Raw genomic sequence first — 18310 nt, 5'->3', positions numbered from 1 at the left:
TAACAAGCTAGTGAATGTTTTCACAAAGAAATGTAGTATGGGGGTATGGCAATCACACCCACCTTTTCAGCACGTCCGCGCGTCCTTGTAGTTGGCGGCGGTTACGTCGGCCTCTACACGGCGTTTAACCTGCAGAAGAAGATCGCAAAGTCCGGTGGCATCGTCACCCTTGTTGATCCCCTGCCCTACATGACGTACCAGCCGTTCCTGCCCGAGGTTGCCGGCGGCAACATCGAAGCACGCCACGCAGTGGTTTCGCACCGCAAGCACCTCAAGCACACCGAGCTCATCCAGGGCTCCGTCACCAGCATCGACCACGAAAACCGCACGGCTGTCATCGCCCCGGTTGACGGTGCCACCCCGTTCGAACTGCCCTACCACGACGTGGTCATGGCCGCCGGTGCCATCACGCGCACCTTCCCCATCAAGGGCCTGGCCGAATCAGGCATCGGCCTGAAGACCATCGAAGAAGCCGTTGCGCTGCGCAACCAGGTGCTCTCACTCATCGAACAGGCCTCCACCGAGACCGACCCCGCCGTGCGCAAGCGCGCCCTCACCTTCGTGGTCGTTGGTGGCGGCTTTGCCGGCATCGAAACCATCGCCGAGCTCGAAGACATGGCCCGCGCCGCCGTCAAGCTCAACGACCGTGTTGACCAGTCCGAACTGCGCTTCGTGCTGGTTGAAGCCATGGGCCGCATCATGCCCGAGGTCACCGAAAAGCAGGCCGTCTGGGTTGTGGAGCATCTCCGCAGCCGCGGCGTGGAAGTTCTGCTGAACACCTCGCTGGACAACGCCGAAGGCAACGGAATCAAGCTCATCAACCTGCCGGACAAGACCGTTGCGCAGGAATTTGATGCAGACACGCTGATCTGGACCGCCGGCGTCATGGCCAACCCCATGATCCGCGCCACCGGCTTCCCGCTGGAACCCCGCGGCCGCGTCTCCACCAACACGAACCTGCAGATCACCGGCGAATTCGGCGTCATTGAAAATGCCTGGGCTGCTGGCGACATTGCCGCCGTTCCGGATGTCACCGGCGGACTGCCGGACGGCACCTGCGTCCCCAACGCCCAGCACGCCCTGCGCCAGGCCAAGCGTCTTGCCAAGAACCTGTGGGCCAGCCGCTTCAACAAGCCGATGAAGGGCTACAAGCACAAGAACCTCGGTGCTGTTGCAGGCTTCGGCGAGTGGCAGGGTGTTGCCAAGATCATGGGCATCCAGCTCAAGGGCCCCCTGGCCTGGCTGGCACACCGCGGCTACCACGGCCTGGCCATGCCCACCGTGGAGCGCAAGTTCCGCGTGATCATGGACTGGTTCGTCACCATGCTGGCCGGCCGCGACCTCGCCCAGCTGGAGAACCTGCAGGCACCCCGCGCCACGTTCGTGGCCGCTGCGACTCCGAAGCCCAAGCCTGCTGCTGCTGCTCCGGCTCCGGCCGCTCCGGCCGCTCCGGCTGCTGAGGCTCCGGCTCCCGCTGCTGAAGCTCCGGCTGCTGAAGTCAAGGAAGACGCTGCTGCCAAGTAGTCATTCCTGCTAACTAACCAACGACGCCGGCTCTCCCCACCTTCTGGGGATGGCCGGCGTCGGACTTTAAAGTGTTCGCGGAAGCCTCTTGCCAGGATGCGCAGTCAAAAGGTGTGTCGGTACGGGACGCTAAGCTGGGGCCATGATCATTCGACGCGAACGGGCTGATGACCGGCCCGAGATCCTTGCTGTGGTGGAAGCGGCCTTTCCTGAGCCGGTCGAGGCTAAATTGTTGCGTGGTCTATTTGCCTCCAGGGAGTATCTGCCCGCCTTATCGTTGGTGGCCGAGTCGGTCCGTGGCGAGATCCTGGGCTACGTCATTACCACCCGGGCTTGGATCGGTGAGCAGGAGTCCTTGGGCCTGGGCCCCATCGCCGTGCAACCGGAGTATCAGCGCCAAGGCGTTGGCTCCGCGTTGATGAACGCCAGCATCGAGGCGGCGAATGCGATGGGGGAGTCCACGCTGGTACTTCTGGGCAGCGCCGACTACTACCCGCGGTTTGGATTTGTGCCCGCGGATTCCTTGGGAATCGTCTCCCCGGATCCGTCGTGGGGTTCGCATTTCATGGCGCTGGCCTTGGCGAACCACCAACCGGGCAGCCACGGAGATTTCCGTTACGCCGATCCATTCAACGCGCGCTGATTGGCGGTTTCATTGGCAGGGCCCGTATCCAGTATTGTAGACAGGAGCCAGTAACGGTCCTGATGGATCAGCCCCAGTAGCCCAATGGCAGAGGCACCAGACTTAAAATCTGTTCAGTGTCGGTTCGAGTCCGACCTGGGGTACGTGTAAAGCCGTTCCTGTGAAATTGACCCGTGAGTTAAGGTCGCTTTGGTGAATCAAAGCGACCTTAACTCACGGGTCGATTTTCATTTCGGACCGGGCAGCCCCCTGACGCGGACCGGGCAGGGTCAAGCAACGGCCGGGGAGCCCCGATATCTGGGATCAATGTGAACAGTTGATGAACGTTTGCTGGCAGCAAACTGACAATCGGGCCTGTCAGGAACAGAATAGCTGTTTGAAACGCTTGACTTGATAGAGTAATAGGAATAATTACCCCCTATTTTGGAGGCACAGGCACGATGGCACTTGGTGGAAACCCGGTATTTGCCAATAACAAGAACTTCAAGGAGACGCCGGCCGGCTACCGCGGCAACGTCAACGCTGGCGCGGACACCATGTCCGCCCAGGCACAGTTCTCGGCACAGCAGCTTCAGGACTTGTACAACAAGCCGTCCGCGAATGCGTCCCAGACCGGACGCATGACCTACGACGACGTCATCATGAAGACCGTCATCACACTGACTCTGGTGCTGGTTGGCGCCGCAGTTGGCTGGATGATTCCGGTGCTGATGTGGCCGGGCATGATCGTCGGCCTGGTGCTGGGCCTGGTGAACTCCTTCAAGAAGGAGCCCTCGCCGGCGCTGATTCTTGCTTACGCGGGCTTTGAAGGCTTGTTCTTGGGCGGGCTCTCCGGCCTGCTCGAGCAGATGTACCCCGGCATCGCCATCCAGGCCCTCTTGGGCACGCTGAGCGTGTTTGCCGTGACCTTGGTCCTGTTCCGCAATGGCAAGGTCCGTGCCACTCCCAAGATGACCCGCTTTTTCATCATTGCACTGGCTGGTTATGCACTGTTCTCGCTGCTGAACTTCGGCCTGATGATGTTCGGCGTGCTCGACAACCCGTGGGGCATGCGCGGCATGGACATCCCGGGCACGAACATTCCGTTTGGCGTGGTGTTGGGTCTGTTGGCCATCGGCTTGGCTGCCTTCTCACTGATCGTGGACTTCACCTCGATCGAACAAGGCGTTAAACGTGGCCTGCCCACCAAATACTCCTGGACGGCCGCTTTCGGCCTGACGGTGACGCTGGTATGGCTCTACGTGGAAATCTTGCGCCTGCTGGCGATCCTCCGGGGCAACGATTAACCCCATCACACTTTTTACCTTTTGCAACGCCCGGTCCCTGCGGCCGGGTGTTGCTGCAATGGAAACCCGCACCTTCCATTGTTCGATAACTAGCGAAAGCAGCTCATGAACGTTTCCCCTCTGATCTGGGGCATTACCATTGTGGTCATTTTGGCCCTCTTGGCCTTTGACTACTTCTTCCATATCCGCAAGGCGCACATTCCCACCTTGAAGGAAGCCGCGGTCTGGTCCTCAATTTATGTTGGACTGGCGATCGTCTTCGGCATCGTCCTCTGGGCCTTCGGCGGTGCCACCATGGGTGGAGAATACTTCGCCGGGTACATTACCGAGAAGGCTCTGAGCGTAGATAACCTCTTCGTCTTCTTGGTCATCATGGCCAGCTTCAAGGTCCCCCGCGAGGACCAGCAGAAGGTGCTGCTCTTCGGCATCGTCTTCGCACTGATCGCCCGTACCGGCTTCATCTTTGCCGGCGCAGCCTTGATCAACACCTGGTCCTGGATGTTCTACATCTTCGGCATCATCTTGCTCATCACGGCAGGTAACTTGCTCAAGGGCGAGGATAGCAGCGACGGCGACGACGCGGACAACTTCATCATCCGCCTCGCCAAGCGCCTCTTCAACACTTCAGATAAGTACGACGGCGACAAGCTCATCACCGTGATCAACGGCAAGAAGGTACTCACCCCCATGCTGCTGGTCATGGTGGCCATTGGCGGCACCGACCTGCTGTTCGCACTGGACTCGATTCCGGCTATCTTCGGCCTGACCCAGAACGTGTACATCGTGTTCACGGCCACGGCGTTCTCCCTCATGGGCCTGCGCCAGCTGTACTTCCTGTTGGACGGACTGCTGGACCGCTTGATCTACCTGGCTTACGGCCTGGCCGCGATCCTGGCCTTCATCGGCGTGAAGCTGGTCCTGCACGCACTGCACGAGAACAACCTGCCGTTCATCAACGGTGGCGAGCACGTTCCCGTCTTCGAGATCTCCACCGGGCTTTCCCTGACGGTCATCATCGGCGTCCTGACCATCACCATTGTGGCCTCGCTGGTGAGCAAGTCCGGCAAGGCTCAGACGGTCCTTAACAACGCTCGTCGCCATGCGCAGAGCTACCTGGACTTGGACTACACGGCAGACGCTAACGAGCGTGAGCGCGTCTACGGCCTGCTCATGGACGAGGAAAAGACCATCTCGGCTATGGAAACCAAGCTGCGCGATAAGCACCCGGAATCTGAAGAGATCCTGGAGCAGATTGCCACGGCGCATAAGGCTCACGCGGACTTCAAGAGCTAGTAACACCTGGTAATGCAAAAGGGTCTCGACGGGCTCGACCACTTCTGGTCGAGCCCGTCGAGACCCTTTGTTCGTTAATAGCTAGCTGATCTTGCGGGCACCCGGGGCAGGGGAGACAGCGAAGATATCCGGCGCCGTGAAAGACGCTTCTGCAAAGGCATGCACGACGGCGTCCCGCACCGTAGCTTCTTCGGCCACCGGAATCAGGGCAATGGCGGAACCGCCAAAGCCGCCACCGGTCATGCGGGCGCCCAGTGCGCCGTGAGCCAGTGCGGTATTTACGGCGAGGTCCAGCTCGGGGCAAGAGATCTCAAAGTCATCGCGCATGGACACGTGGCTTGCGGTGAGGAGCTCGCCAATGGCGACCGGCCCGGCGTCGTCCAATACGGCGATGGTGTCCAGCACGCGCTGGTTCTCCGTGACAATGTGGCGCACGCGGCGGAACGTCTCCTCATCCAGTAGACCGGAAGCCTCGGGCAGATCGGCGGCGGCAACGTCACGCAGTGCCGAAACACCGAGCACCTCGGCACCCAACTCGCAGGAGGCGCGGCGGGCAGAGTAGCCGCCGGTGGCATGGGCGTGGGTGACCTTGGTATCGACCACCAGTATCAGCAGCCCGGCAGCCGCCAGATCCAACGGAACCAGCTTGGATTCTTGCGTCCGGCAGTCCAGGAACACCGCGTGACCGTCGGTGGATAGCAGTGAAGCGGACTGATCCAGAATGCCTGTCGGAGCGCCCACTACCTCATTCTCGGCGCGCTGGCCCACCAGTACCAGCTCGTTCAGGCTGAGCCCGGCAGCTTCCAACTCGTTGAAGGCGGTCGCCACGGCGCACTCGATGGCAGCCGAGGAAGACAGGCCCGCGCCCGAAGGGACGGTGGAGTGGAGGAAGAGGTCAAAGCCACCAATGGCGATGCCCATCTGGCGCATGACCCAGACCACGCCCAGCGGGTACGCCGTCCAACCCTGCATGGTTTCGTGGGAGAGCGTGTCCAGATCGATCGTGACGGTGGGTGCCTCGCCGTAGCTGGAACGCAGCCGGGCCACGTTGTCAGTGCGGAGTTTGATGGCGACGGCGGCTGCGCGGTCAATCGCGAACGGCAGCACAAAGCCCTCGTTGTAGTCGGTGTGTTCGCCGATCAGGTTCACGCGTCCCGGGGCGGCCCACACGCCGTCGGGAGTTGAACCGAAGGCCTCGGTAAAGGCCGCAGCAACCTCGGCTGCATTAATGGACTGGCTCATAGCAAATCTGCTTTCGGGGTCAGGGTGCCGGGGGTGCTGCGCAAAAGCGCGGCTACTTGTTCCGGAGTGGTGTCGTTGATGAAGGCGCCCATGGCAGCTTCGGAGCCGGCCAGGAATTTCAGCTTGTCGGCGGCGCGGCGCGGAGAGGTGAGTTCCAAATGGAAGCGGCCGGCCGGACGAAGTACGGGGTCCAACGGGGCCTGGTGCCAAGCGGCAATGTACGGGGTGGGGGTGTCATACAGGTTGTCCAGGCGGCGCAGGACGTCGAGGTACATGACTGCTAGCTCGTCGCGCTCGGCGTCGTTGAGGGCGGCAAAGTCAGGGACGTGGCGGTGCGGGGTCAGATGGATTTCCAGCGGCATGTGTGCGGCGAAGGGCACATAGGCGCTGAAGTGCTCGCCCTGGGCGATCATGCGCTCACCGGATTCGGATTCCTTACTGACAATGTCGCCGAGCAGGGTGGCTTGGCCGTTGTGGGCGTCGTAGAACATGCGGGCCGCGGCGGCCATGACTTCGCTGCGTGGCGGGACATAGGAGTAGGCGTAGATCTGCCCGTGCGGGTGGTGCAGGGTGACGCCAATGTCCTGCCCGCGGTTCTCAAACGGGAAGACCTGCTTGACGCCGGGCAGTGCGCTCAGCGCCTCGGTCCGGTGGGCCCAGGCGTCGATGACGGTGCGGGCGCGCTCTTGCGAGAGACCCGCAAAGGAACCGGTGTGCTCGGGGGTGAACGCCACTACTTCGCACCGGCCGAAGGCTCGGCCCATGGTACCCCAGGTGGGGTTCTGTGGAATGGTCCCCACTGCCGGGCCCAGCGACGGGAAGCGGTTTTCAAAAACAGCCACGTCGTAGTCCGAATCTGGAATCTCGGAGAGGTTTGCACCGGTGGTGGGGCACAGTGGGCACTGATCGGCCGGGGGCAGGTAGGTGCGTGTCTGCCGGTGTGCGGCAACAGCAACCCAGTCTCCTGTGAGGGCGTCGCAACGTAACTCTCCGGTGTTCTCTTCGCTCCGGGCATCCAACGGACGCGTGTCTAGAGCTGTATGGGACTTGGCGTGGGCGCCGTCGTCAAAGTAAATGAGTTCGCGGCCGTCGGCGAGACGTGTACTGGTGGCGATGGTCATGAGGACTTTCTGGTAGCGGTAGCGGTTGCGGTCGTGAGGGAAGCTGCTGAGTTCGGTGCTGCCGTGATGAAGTTCGGCACTCGGCTGGCGAACAAATCGGCGGTGGCGGGCCGGATGCCGTCATCGGTGATGATGGTGTCGACGGCGGAGATGGGCGCGATCGCGGCCAGGGAGCGGACCTGGAACTTGGAGGCGTCGGCTAGCAGCACCACCCGCGTGGTGGCATCAATGAAGGCGGCATTGGTATCGGCCTCGAGCCAATTGGGGCTGGTTAGACCGCGGTCCACATCCAGACCGTGCACGCCCATGAAGCAAATATCCGTGTTCAGATTGCGCAGGGCCAGGCAGGCCACGGGACCCACAAGGGCTTCCGACGGCGTGCGTTCGCCACCTGTCACAATGACCTTCAGATCGGAGCTGCCTTGCTGGTGATAGAGCAGTTCGGCAGCCTTGAGGGAGTTGGTGACCACCGTCAGATTGCGGAGCCTGTCCAGCTCGGCGGCCAGAGCCACCGCCAGCTGGTAAGTGGTGGTGCCGCCGGTCAGGGCCAAGGTCATACCTGGCTGAACCAGCTTCAACGCTTCGCTAGCGATGGCCAACTTGGCAACAAGTTCCTTATCGACATTGAGTAGAAAGCCAGGTTCCAGGGAACTGAGCCGGGCCAGACGCATGGCCCCGCCGTGGATCTTGCGGGCCAGCCCGTTCTGATCCAAGGATTCAATGTCGCGGCGGATGGTCATTTCGCTGACGTTCAACAGAGCCGCGATATCGGCTACGCGCACGGCCTCATGCAATTGCAGTTCCTTGAGGATGCGCGCTTGGCGCTCTGGTGCAAGCATGGAAGGACCCCTGGTTTCGTCGCCGATAGAAGTAAGCCGATATAAAATAAACAGTTTCAAACAAAATATTACATTAAGGGTGGTGTTTGTGCAGTAGCTTTTTGGGGATCAAGGAGAATTTCCTCCCATGGAGGCAGTAGCCTAATCACCATGAGTACTTCCAACACCTCAGCAAACGCGGAAAACGCAGCAGCCACAGAACCCCACCCGGCCACAGGCACCCAGTTCACTCTGGTGCGTGCTGGTGCCACCGCCATTGTGACATCACTGGCCGCCGGACTGCGTCACTATGACAGGGGCGGGATTTCGCTCGTGGAGAGCTACCCGGAGGAGTCGATTGCGCCCGGCGCGGCCGGCATTACGCTGGCGCCCTTCGCCAACCGCATTGACGGCGGTCTCTGGGAACTGGACGGCAAACCCCAGCAGCTGGACATCACCGAGGTGCCCCGGAACAACGCCATTCACGGGCTGTTGCGCAACACCGGTTACCACGCGTTGGAAACGGGGGAGGCCCACGTCCTGCTGGAGGCCGTCATCCATCCGCAGCATGGCTACCCGTTCCTGCTCCGCCACCAAGTGCGGTACTCGCTGGAGTCCGACGGCAGTCTCCGCGTGGCCCAGACCCTCATCAACGATTCCAATCAACCGGCCCCGTTTGTCCTCGGTGCGCACCCTTACTTCACCCTCGGCGACATCCCGGCCGAGCAGCTGACTTTGACGGTGCACGCGGCAACGTATTTAACCGCAAACGAGCGCATGATCCCCACCGGCAGCCAAGCCGTGAGGGGCCGCTTCGAGCTGCGTCAGGGCCGGCCAGTGCCCGATTCCCTCATGGATACCGCCTTTACCGACCTAGAGACGGACGACGGCGTTGCCTCGCACACGCTGTCCGCCGCGGATGGGCGCAGCGTGAGTCTGTGGCACGACGGCAGTGTGAAATATGTTCACGTGTACGTCACCGATGTGTTCCCTAGACGTTCCCTGGCTGTGGCCATGGAACCGATGACGGGACCGGCTAACGCCTTCAACTCCGGCGACGGCCTGCAATGGCTGGCACCGGGTGAGCCTTTCACGATGAATTGGGGCATTGATTCGGTGCTCTGACACCCTTTTAATGCGGCCTTGGTAGCCCTGTGAGCACTACGGCGCGGCGCGCGGAAATGGACGCCGTTTAACGAATTTTTACCGGATGGGGAAGTATTGCTATATGACGCCTGAAAAGCTGAACGACGAGCGTGCTGTCCTGAATGATTCCGCGATGGTTCCCCCGGGTATCCGCATCGCTGCCGCCTGGTCCTGGCGGATGGCAATTGTGCTGATCGTAGCCGCCATGTTGATCTGGCTCCTGAGCAAGGTCACCATCTTGCTGATCCCGATCATGATCGCCACGATTCTGGCCAGCCTCCTGCGCCCCATCGTGAAGAGCCTGAAGGGGATCGGCGTCCCCCAGGGCCTCAGTGTTGCCATCGCCGAGGTAGGAATGATTGTCCTCGTAGTGGGTGCGCTCTTCCTCGTGGGTCGGCAGATGGTGGTGGGATTCACCGATCTGAGCCAACAGGCCATCAAGGGCCTGATCCAGGTCCAGGAATGGCTCAACGCCGGCCCGCTGGCCATCAGCAATGACCAGATCACCCAGTACCTCGATGAGGCGCTGGCCGCCCTGCAGAACAACTCCAACGCGATCCTCTCCGGCGCCCTCGGCGTGGGCTCCAGCCTGACCCACTTCGGCGTGGGCCTGATACTGACCCTGTTCATCCTGCTGTTCTTCCTGCTCGAAGGCCAAGATATCTGGGCCTTCATTGTCAAGTTCTTCCCCAGGCGTGCCCGTCCCGCCGTTGACGGCGCGGCCCGCCGCGGCTGGACCTCCTTAGGGAACTACGCCCGCGTCCAGATCCTGGTAGCTGCCGTCGACGCCATCGGTATTGGTGCCGGTGCCGCGATCATCCAGGTCCCGCTAGCCCTGCCCCTGGGCGTGCTGGTCTTTGTGGGCTCATTCATCCCTGTGGTGGGTGCCCTCGTGACCGGTGCCGTGGCCGTGTTGCTGGCCTTGGTGGCCAATGGCTGGGTCAACGCCTTGATCATGCTCGGCATCGTTCTGTTGGTCCAGCAGCTGGAAAGTCACCTACTGCAGCCCTTCATCATGGGCCGCGCCGTCTCACTGCACCCCGTGGCCGTGATCCTGGCCGTCGCCGCAGGCTCAGGCATCGCCGGAATTCTGGGCGCCTTGTTCGCGGTGCCGATGCTGGCCGTGGCAAACTCGTTCATCCGCTACATTGCCGGGCGAAGTTGGGAACGCGATCCTGAGATGATTGCGCTCTATGGACTCCCACAACCCATGCCCGACGCCGGTGCTGACGCCACCGAAAGTTCCGTCGCCTCCTTGGGTGCCACCCAAACTGACGCGACCACTACGCCAGGGTCCGGCGTCGAACCCTAACCGCGCTACCCCTTTTTGCGGCCGCCAGTTCCGGCGGTGCAACTGTTCCACCGAAGTTCCGTAGAGAAAGAGAAAAGAACCGTGAACGCTACCAGCGATCTCCCCGTGACCCTTGCAGATATTGAACATGCCCGGGAACTGCTGCAGGAGATTATTGCGCTCACGCCGATTGAAAGTTCACGGGCGCTGGGACGGATGACCGATTCGGAAGTGTTCTTCAAGTGTGAGAACCTGCAGCGGGCCGGATCATTCAAGGTCCGTGGCGCATACGTGCGGATGGCGAAATTGACGGCCGAGGAACGTGCGCGCGGAGTGGTGGCGGCGTCGGCCGGGAACCATGCCCAGGGTGTTGCCGTGGCCGCCAAGGCACTGGGTATCAAAGCGCGGATTTACATGCCGGTGGGTGTGGCGCTGCCGAAGCTGGCTGCCACGCGTGGGCACGGCGCAGAAGTGGTCTTGCACGGGTACAACGTCGACGAGTCGCTGGCTGAGGCGGAGCGGTACGCCAATGAAACCGGGGCCGTTTTTGTGCACCCGTTCAACAATGTGGACATCGTTGCAGGGCAGGGGACCATCGGGCTCGAGATTTTGGATCAGGTCCCCAACGTTGACACCATCATCATGGGTGTGGGCGGTGGCGGGCTGCTGGCCGGTGTGGCCGTTGCGGTCAAGGCTCGTGCCAAGGAATTGGGCCGGGAGATCCGGGTCATTGGTGTTCAGGCTGAGAACGCTGCTGCCTACCCTCCCTCGTTGGCCGCCGATGCGTTGGTGCCCTTGAAGCGGGTCTCCACCATGGCTGACGGCATTGCTGTGGGCCGGCCCGGGCAGCTGCCGTTCTCCATCATCCGCGAGCTGGTCGATGACGTGGTGACAGTCAGCGAAGACTCGCTGGCTCGGGCCCTGATCTTCTTGCTGGAGCGCTCCAAAATGGTGGTGGAGCCCGCCGGGGCCGTGGGTGTTGCCGCCCTCATGGAGGGCAAAATTGAGAATCCAGGCACCACCGTGGTGGTGCTTTCGGGCGGCAATATTGACCCCATGCTGATGCTCAAGGTCATCCAGCGAGGTCTTGCCGCTGCCGGACGATTCATGACCGTGCGCATGATGCTCAATGACCGGCCCGGTTCGTTGGCCACCATCTCGCGCATCATTGCCGAGAACGACGCCAACGTCACAGGGGTGGATCACACCCGCGTGGGCGGCTCCATTTCCATGGGCGATGTCTCCATCACCGTGAACCTGGAAACCAAGGGCCACGAACACTGCGAATTGGTACTGACGGCGCTGCGAGCCGAAGGGTTCCAGCCGATCGTGGTGCACTAAAGAACTGCCAACAAAGCTACTTGCACAAAGTGCTTGCACAAGGATAGGGCCGGGTTTCCACTGGAAACCCGGCCCTATCCTTTCTGCACATGTCCCTATTGGGGCGTCCTGACTGGGGCGCTGTTTGGGCGCCCTGTCAAGGAGGGTGAAGTCTTAGCTCTCGTACGGCTTGGCGGAGATGATCTCCACGGCAATGTCGCGGCCGTTGGGGGCTACATAGCTGAGCTTGTCGCCAATCTGCTTGCCCATGATGGCTGCGCCGAGGGCTGAGCGTTCGCTGAAGACTTCCAGATCGCCGGCGCCAACTTCGCGGCTGCCGAGCAGGAAAGTAGTTTTATCGCCAGCGATCGTGGCAACAACCACCATGCCCTGTTCTACGATGCCGTCGTCGGCCGGGGCCTCGCCCACGCGGGCGTTGCGCAGCATTTCGCTGAGCTGGCGGATGCGAGCCTCGATCTTGCCCTGCTCATCCTTGGCCGCATGGTAGCCACCGTTTTCCTTCAAGTCGCCCTCTTGGCGAGCCTGCTCGATCTTGCTGACAATCTCAGCGCGGCCGGGGCCGGACATCTGAGTGAGTTCAGCCTGCAGACGGTCGTAGGCTTCCTGCGTGAGCCATGCTGACGGCGCACTGTTAGTGGTAGACACGTAGTTCTCCTTGAATGTACAAATGCAAAGGCCCCGCCGGTGTCGATCCCGTGAACGTTCATGCCTGTGCAACATCAATGCTGCACAATCCATGCGCCGTAAAATTAGGGACCAATCAAGCGGGGCAGATGGTAATAGGTTCCAGTTTAGTCAATAAGACAAATAAACCCAAGAATCGAGGTGGCCGATGTTACGTCGACTGCTTCATTTGGCTACTTCATTTGACTGCTGAGGCCTGGTTAGGGCAGCTCAGGAGCACTAAGGACTGCTTAGGACTCAACGATCCAGCAGTGCTCCACGATTCCGGTGACGGCAAGGGAATCTGTGCGTAATTCGGTACGCACGGTTGTGGTGCGGCCGTTCTCGGAGCCTACATCCTTGCCGTTGGGGCCAATGGTGATTACTTTCCAACCCACCACCGCGTAGCTTTCATCCATCGCTTTCATAGCGCACCGGGCTGTGGCGTCCGCGTCCTTGGTCACAGCAATATCAACGGTGGTTAGGGTTGGATCCACCACGTGGTAGCTGACATCCTTTTGGGTGATGTCCTTATTTGAACCAATAACAACCCAGAGAACCCAGATCACTGACAGTGCTATCGCCACCATAATGAGGATCTTCTGTACTTTTTTGGACACCTTGCGCTTGGGTGTCCCGTAGCGATTGGTTAGGCTGGTAGCTGGCGAAGAATCAGAATTTGTCACTGCATCCACTTGAGTCTGTTCCGCGGTAGCCGCGGCCGGGCGCCCCTTGCAAAAGGGACGTTGGGTCTTTGATAAGTTTAGCCTTCATTTTAGCCGCACTAGTTTGTCCTAAAATTTGTCCTAAAAATAGTCATCCCGCGCCTCAGCGAAGAATCGAAGGTAGTTTCCGTGAGCACCACTGTGAGTCATGATCAGGAACCACTGCGACTTTTGGCGGTTCACGCACACCCCGACGATGAAGCCAGTAAGGGCTCGGCCATGATGGCCTCCTACGTGGCCTCCGGCGTCGAGGTTATGGTGGCCACGTGCACAGGCGGGGAACGCGGCGACATCCAGAACCCCGCACTGGTGGGGGACCCCCACGCCGCCCGCGACATGGGCGGTGCTCGACGCCTGGAAATGGCCAAGGCCGCCAAAATTTTGGGCATCAAGCATCAGTGGCTGGGTTTCACCGATTCTGGCCTGCCCGAAGGTGACCCGCTGCCGGATCTGCCAGCCAACTGCTTTGCACTCAAACCGTTGGAGATTGCCGCCGCCCCGCTGGTGCGTCTGGTCCGCCGCTTCCGGCCCCACGTGATCATCTCTTATGACGAGAATGGCGGCTACCCGCACCCCGATCACATCATGGCTCACAAGGTCACCGTTGAGGCGTTCCATGCTGCTGGGGACCCGGAGAAGTACCCGGGCACGGGTCCGGCGTGGGAACCGTCCAAGCTCTACTACGATCTGGCGTTTAATCCCCAGCGTTTCCGTGCCCTGCACTACGCACTGGAAGAAGCCGGCCTGGCCTCGCCGTATGCGGAGCGCCTCGCTGCCTGGCTCGAAGCCGACACCGAGGGCCACACCCCGCCGGTCAGCAAACACCCCACCACCACCCAGATTGACTGCGGCGACTACTTTGAAACCCGCGACGACGCCCTGCGCGCGCACGCCACCCAAGTGGATCCTGACGGCTTCTTCTTCGCCGTCAGCGCACCCATGCAGCGCAAAGTGTGGCCGTGGGAGGATTATTCACTCATTGAATCCCGCGTTCCCACCACTGAACCGGAGAACGACCTGTTTGCTGGCCTACGATAGATAGTGGACGTTTCCCGCTGACACCGTGCCGCCGGGGATGAAACGAAAGACGAATTGTGCTCACACTGATTTTGCTCGCTAATACTGACCCTGCCATTCCCACGCAGCCCGGCCTGCGCCCCGGCCTGACCGAAGATCAAGTCACTCCCGGCCTGCTGGGCTTTGTCATGACCTTCGGGATCGTGCTGATCATGTTCTTCCTCATCCGTGACATGGTCAAGCGCGTTCGTCGCGTTCGTTACCGAGCACAGGTCGAGGAAAGCCACTCCGGCGGCGCCACCGAATACATGGGCATCCCCATCATGTCCGAGAAGGATATGAAGGACGCCAGCTATGAAAATGGCTTCCGAGACAAGGTTGTTGAAGTAGTTGAGTCTGACCCTGTGCTTGACGGTGACGCTGTGATCGATGCTGAGAAGAACGACGCCGGCACTCCAGTTCCGGCGCACTCCACCACCTCGGGTGCTGCACCAGCCGGGCAGTCCGCTCCCGATTCAGCGTCTGGTTCCGCGTCTGGTCCAGCGTCCACGCAGGGCCAGAAGTAGCCCCAACCATGAACCGGCTGGCAGGTGAACCAAGCGCTTACCTTCGCCAACACGCCCACAACCCAGTGGCATGGCAGCCCTTTGACGATGCTGCCTTCGCCGAAGCAGTGGCACGCGATGTCCCCATTTTCCTATCCGTGGGGTATGCCGCGTGCCATTGGTGTCATGTCATGGCGGGGGAGTCCTTTGAAGACCCAGCCATTGGCGCCTATCTAAACCAGCACTTTGTCTCCATCAAGGTAGACCGTGAAGAACGCCCCGATGTGGACGATACGTTCATGGCAGCGACCCAAGCCCTGAGTGGACAGGGTGGCTGGCCCATGAGCGTCTTTTTGACCCCGGAGGGAAAAGCCTTTTACGCCGGAACGTACTTTGCTCCGGACCCAGCCCCGGGCAGGCCCTCTTTCCAGCAAGTTTTAGCTGCCGTGCGTGAGGCGTGGGAAGAACGCCGCGAGCTCGTGGAAACCACCGCCAACGACCTCACTGAAACGCTGTCCCGCCCCTTATGGCAGGTGAGCGCGGCCTCGGTGAGCCGTACGCAGGAGGGGACATCCGGCGTCGAACTTCAGGTGCCAAAGAACCCGTGGCCGGAAGCTACTGCAGCAGCGGTGACGGCCATGGCACAGGCAGAAGATGTGGCACACGGCGGGATGGGGACGGCGCCCAAGTTCCCGCCGACCCCTGCGCTGGAATTTTTGCTGCGGCATGCGGGTGCCGGTTCGCCAAGCGCGGCGTTGGCTGCTGGCATGGCAGGCCGGACGATGGGGGCCATGGTGCGATCGGCCGTTTTTGATCGGCTCGGTGGCGGTTTTGCGCGTTACAGCGTCAGCGCTGATTGGTCCGAGCCGCACTACGAGAAAATGCTGTACGACAATGCAGGCCTGCTACAGGCGTTGGTGCATTGGATCCGGTTGGCCGAGCCCACACCCGACCAACAGACAACTATGGCGCAGGAATCGATGGCTGCGCAGGATCCCACCGCTGCTCCGGAATCACACAATCCGGAATCACACACTGTGAAGGGTGCCGATGGCATTGCGCTGCTCAGCGTTGCCGAGGCCCGCGACGCCGCGCAGTCCACGGTGGCATGGCTGCTGGCGGAAATGCGGCTCCCAGGCGGGGCTTTTGCTTCCTCGCTGGATGCGGATACGGTCATCGACGGCGTCCACTATGAGGGTGCCAGCTATACCTGGACGCTTGCAGAATTGGAGGCTGCGGCTTTCGAAAATTGTGGAGCTGACGGTGCTGACGGTGCTGACGGAGCTGACGGTGCTGACGTGGCGGCGGATTTGGCCGCAACAGTGGCGACCGCGATGGGTGTTGGCCCGCAGGGCACCCACCCGCTGCATGCAGGCCGGGAACTGAGCGCTAGCGAACAGGGCGCGTGGGAACGGCTCAAGCCTGCCTTGCTCACTGTCCGCGAGGGACGAGTCATGCCTGCCCGAGACGACAAGGTGGTGGCGTCGTGGAATGCCATGCTCATGGGCGCATTGGCCGAAGCGGCCATGGTCTTGGCGGAACCGGCGTGGCTGGAAGCAGCTACCGAACTCGGCGAATATCTGTACGCGGTTCATTGGGACGGGGCGCTGACCCGGGTATCGCACGATGGCCGGGCACGCGGCATCAAGGGGCTCTTGGAGGACTATGCCGCTTGTGCCAACGGCTACCTGACACTGTACGCAGCCACGGGAGACCCACGATGGTTTGAGTTCGCCGGCGAGCTAGTGCGCGCTGCGGAGCAGGAATTCATCGTTGACGGGGTGGTGCTCAGCCACAGCTCTATCAGTGCAGGTTCTGCTGCCGAGGCGGCGGACGCTGGCACCGCCGTTGGTGCTGGGGGCGCAGCCGCTGCCGTTCAGGGCTCCCGATTCGCTGATCCTTTCGATAACGCCACGGCCGGCGGAGTGGCGTTGTTGGCGCAAGCCTTCACCTCGTGGGCGGCCTATACCGGATCCGCCCGGCACCGGGAGTTGGTAGCACAGTTACTGGCAACGTTGCCGGATCTTGCTCGGAGGGCGCCGAGATCGGCCGGGGGATTGCTGGCCGTCGCCGAAGCGTTACTGGCAGGACCGCTGGAAGTGGCGGTGGTGGGCTCCACCGGTGCAGAGCGGGAAGCGTTAGTTAGATCCGCGTGGGCAGCGTCCTCCCCTGGCATGGTCATTGCTGTCTGGGACGGAGTCGGTGCCGCGCCCGTGCCGCTGCTGGAGGGGCGTGGACTGGCAGACCGCAGCGGGGCCCGCCAATCCGGTAGTTCGCAAGGCCCAGCGGACAGACTCATGACGGCTGCTGTGCCCTTGGCCTATGTGTGCCGCTCTCTGAGCTGTGCCCGGCCGGTCTCAAATACCGAAGCGCTCCGTACGCTCCTGCGCTGACGGGCCGGTCGTCAGGGTGTTGAATTCACGCTTGGGAGGTAGTCCTCAGGAAGTCGTTGGTCTGGAACGCCCGGATACACATTTCTCATTTCTTCGCAGCCACTGTGAGATGTCTGGGGTCTTTCTGACCGGTCGGGTAGATTGAGCGGGACACTTCTCCGCTCGGGGATCTGTGGGGAGATTCCGGAAGGTAACAAGAATGCGTGTGCTGCGTCGTGTGGTTTTTCCCATCGTTTGGATTCTGATTTTCAGTGTCATTGCGGTGGCCCTCGTGAAAATTGCGTTCATTGATGGGCTCAATGACTCTAGTGAAGAGATTTTTCCCGAAGCGCGTGTTGAAGCTCCTGTTATTGAGGCTAGCCGCGCCACGGTGACCAACACCGTGGAATTGACCGGAACCGTAGAAAGCGATTCCGCTGTTCCCGTGCGGTCCACCGCTGCCGGTAAAGTGGTGCATTTCTTCGTGGACCAAGGTGCACAGCTCTCAGTGGGGGAGCGGATCTTTCAGATCCGCAGCGAGGTGATGCCCGAGCCGTCCGCCGTGGTTGTTCAGGAGTCTGATGATGATGAGGGCTCCGGAGCACCCCGGCCCGCGCCCGGCCCGATCTATTCCTACACAAACGTGCTGGCCACAGCGACCGGCACACTCGAAACGCTCACCGTTCTGATGGACCAAGATACGAGTGTTGGCGAGAGCGTTGGCACTATCAGCCCCGGCACCTTTTCCATCAGAGGTTCGCTAACAACCGCCCAGCAATTCCGCCTCATGGGGAAACCGACCACCGCCACAGGCACAGTAACCAACGGCCCGGCACCCTTTAGCTGCCAAAATGTTCAACTCAGCAACGCCGATGCCCCAGCCAACTCCGCTGCGACAAATGACCAGAACCCCGGCGTCATCTCCGGGCCCGGAACCGATGCCGGAACCGGGCAGGTCAGCTGCGCCATTCCCACAGATGTGACAGTGTTCCCCGGACTCGGGGCCACCATCAACTTGACGGCCGGAGAAGCCAAAGACGTGCTGACGCTGCCGCTGACGGCTGTGAAGGGCAGTGTCCAAAACGGCATTGTCTGGATTTCGTCCGTGGACGGCAGCGCAGCCCCCGAGGAACGCGAAGTAGTTCTTGGACTTAACGACGGCAGCCAGGTGGAAATCGCTTCCGGACTCGCCGAGGGGGAACAAGTCTTGGAGTTCGTGCCCGGCACCGACGCCCTGATGCCCGACGGTCAGATGTCCGGCTTCGGCATGATGGGTGGCTGAG

Annotated in this window: 15 protein-coding genes, 1 tRNA gene and 1 pseudogene; 12 read left to right on the top strand and 5 right to left on the bottom strand. The window is 61.3% G+C overall.

The window, feature by feature from the left end; genetic code table 11:
• Positions 1-45: 45 nt before the first annotated feature.
• The 5 genes from AB0P14_RS01985 (at position 46) to AB0P14_RS01965 (ending at position 4746) form a co-directional block, all read left to right on the top strand.
• Positions 46-1524, top strand: coding sequence for an FAD-dependent oxidoreductase (locus AB0P14_RS01985; RefSeq protein WP_363837012.1), 1479 nt, complete (start codon positions 46-48; stop codon positions 1522-1524).
• Positions 1525-1666: 142 nt separating this feature from the next.
• Positions 1667-2167 (top strand): N-acetyltransferase, encoded by a 501-nt coding sequence (locus tag AB0P14_RS01980; RefSeq protein ID WP_363837009.1) that lies wholly within the window; start codon positions 1667-1669, stop codon positions 2165-2167.
• 70 nt (positions 2168-2237) lie between these two features.
• Positions 2238-2310: transfer RNA gene (locus AB0P14_RS01975), tRNA-Leu, on the top strand.
• Positions 2311-2607: 297 nt separating this feature from the next.
• Positions 2608-3453 carry a Bax inhibitor-1/YccA family protein gene (locus AB0P14_RS01970; RefSeq protein ID WP_363837007.1) on the top strand — a complete coding sequence of 282 codons (846 nt, stop codon included), beginning with the start codon at positions 2608-2610 and terminating at the stop codon, positions 3451-3453.
• A gap of 105 nt (positions 3454-3558) precedes the next feature.
• Positions 3559-4746 (top strand): TerC family protein, encoded by a 1188-nt coding sequence (locus AB0P14_RS01965; protein ID WP_363837006.1) that lies wholly within the window; start codon positions 3559-3561, stop codon positions 4744-4746.
• A gap of 81 nt (positions 4747-4827) precedes the next feature.
• Here the strand turns inward: AB0P14_RS01965 and galK are convergent, their stop codons facing one another.
• Genes galK through AB0P14_RS01950 form a run of 3 tightly spaced genes read right to left on the bottom strand, consistent with a single transcriptional unit; the run spans position 4828 to position 7948 of the window.
• The gene (gene galK, locus AB0P14_RS01960; protein WP_363837003.1) at positions 4828-5988 is read right to left on the bottom strand and encodes a galactokinase; all 1161 of its coding nucleotides are present in this window, start codon (positions 5986-5988) and stop codon (positions 4828-4830) included.
• Entirely contained in the window at positions 5985-7109 is a 1125-nt protein-coding gene (galT, locus tag AB0P14_RS01955) for a galactose-1-phosphate uridylyltransferase (protein ID WP_363837000.1), read from the bottom strand. Before galT ends, galK begins: the two co-directional genes overlap by 4 nt.
• Positions 7106-7948 carry a DeoR/GlpR family DNA-binding transcription regulator gene (locus AB0P14_RS01950; protein ID WP_363836997.1) on the bottom strand — a complete coding sequence of 281 codons (843 nt, stop codon included), beginning with the start codon at positions 7946-7948 and terminating at the stop codon, positions 7106-7108. Before AB0P14_RS01950 ends, galT begins: the two co-directional genes overlap by 4 nt.
• A 150-nt stretch (positions 7949-8098) precedes the next feature.
• On the opposite strand from AB0P14_RS01950, the gene AB0P14_RS01945 reads away from it, so the two are divergent.
• From AB0P14_RS01945 to ilvA, 3 genes are all read left to right on the top strand, one after another.
• Entirely contained in the window at positions 8099-9052 is a 954-nt protein-coding gene (locus AB0P14_RS01945; protein WP_363836995.1) for an aldose 1-epimerase family protein, read from the top strand.
• A gap of 103 nt (positions 9053-9155) precedes the next feature.
• Positions 9156-10385 carry an AI-2E family transporter gene (locus tag AB0P14_RS01940; RefSeq protein ID WP_363836992.1) on the top strand — a complete coding sequence of 410 codons (1230 nt, stop codon included), beginning with the start codon at positions 9156-9158 and terminating at the stop codon, positions 10383-10385.
• Positions 10386-10466: 81 nt separating this feature from the next.
• Entirely contained in the window at positions 10467-11705 is a 1239-nt protein-coding gene (gene ilvA / locus AB0P14_RS01935) for a threonine ammonia-lyase (RefSeq protein WP_363836989.1), read from the top strand.
• A 153-nt stretch (positions 11706-11858) separates the two neighbouring features.
• Here ilvA and greA read toward each other — a convergent pair whose 3' ends face one another.
• Entirely contained in the window at positions 11859-12350 is a 492-nt protein-coding gene (greA, locus tag AB0P14_RS01930) for a transcription elongation factor GreA (RefSeq protein WP_363836986.1), read from the bottom strand.
• A gap of 269 nt (positions 12351-12619) precedes the next feature.
• Positions 12620-13054 (bottom strand): DUF4307 domain-containing protein, encoded by a 435-nt coding sequence (locus tag AB0P14_RS01925; protein ID WP_363836983.1) that lies wholly within the window; start codon positions 13052-13054, stop codon positions 12620-12622.
• Positions 13055-13222: 168 nt separating this feature from the next.
• On the opposite strand from AB0P14_RS01925, the gene mca reads away from it, so the two are divergent.
• The 4 genes and pseudogenes from mca (at position 13223) to AB0P14_RS01905 (ending at position 18309) form a co-directional block, all read left to right on the top strand.
• On the top strand, positions 13223-14131 hold the full coding sequence (gene mca, locus AB0P14_RS01920) for a mycothiol conjugate amidase Mca (protein ID WP_363836981.1): 909 nt from the start codon (positions 13223-13225) through the stop codon (positions 14129-14131).
• 53 nt (positions 14132-14184) lie between these two features.
• Positions 14185-14391 (top strand): annotated as a pseudogene (locus AB0P14_RS01915) (hypothetical protein); the annotation flags it as partial.
• A gap of 293 nt (positions 14392-14684) precedes the next feature.
• Positions 14685-17048, top strand: a complete 2364-nt coding sequence (locus AB0P14_RS01910; protein ID WP_363836978.1) for a thioredoxin domain-containing protein — start codon at positions 14685-14687, stop codon at positions 17046-17048.
• A 199-nt stretch (positions 17049-17247) separates the two neighbouring features.
• Positions 17248-18309: a secretion protein HlyD gene (locus tag AB0P14_RS01905; RefSeq protein WP_363836975.1), complete on the top strand. Its 1062-nt coding sequence runs from the start codon at positions 17248-17250 to the stop codon at positions 18307-18309.
• The last annotated feature ends 1 nt before the right edge of the window (position 18310 follow it).

This window comes from Specibacter sp. NPDC078709, from assembly GCF_040686795.1.
GTDB lineage: Bacteria > Actinomycetota > Actinomycetes > Actinomycetales > Micrococcaceae > Specibacter.
This window is presented reverse-complemented; position numbering and strand designations above follow the sequence as displayed.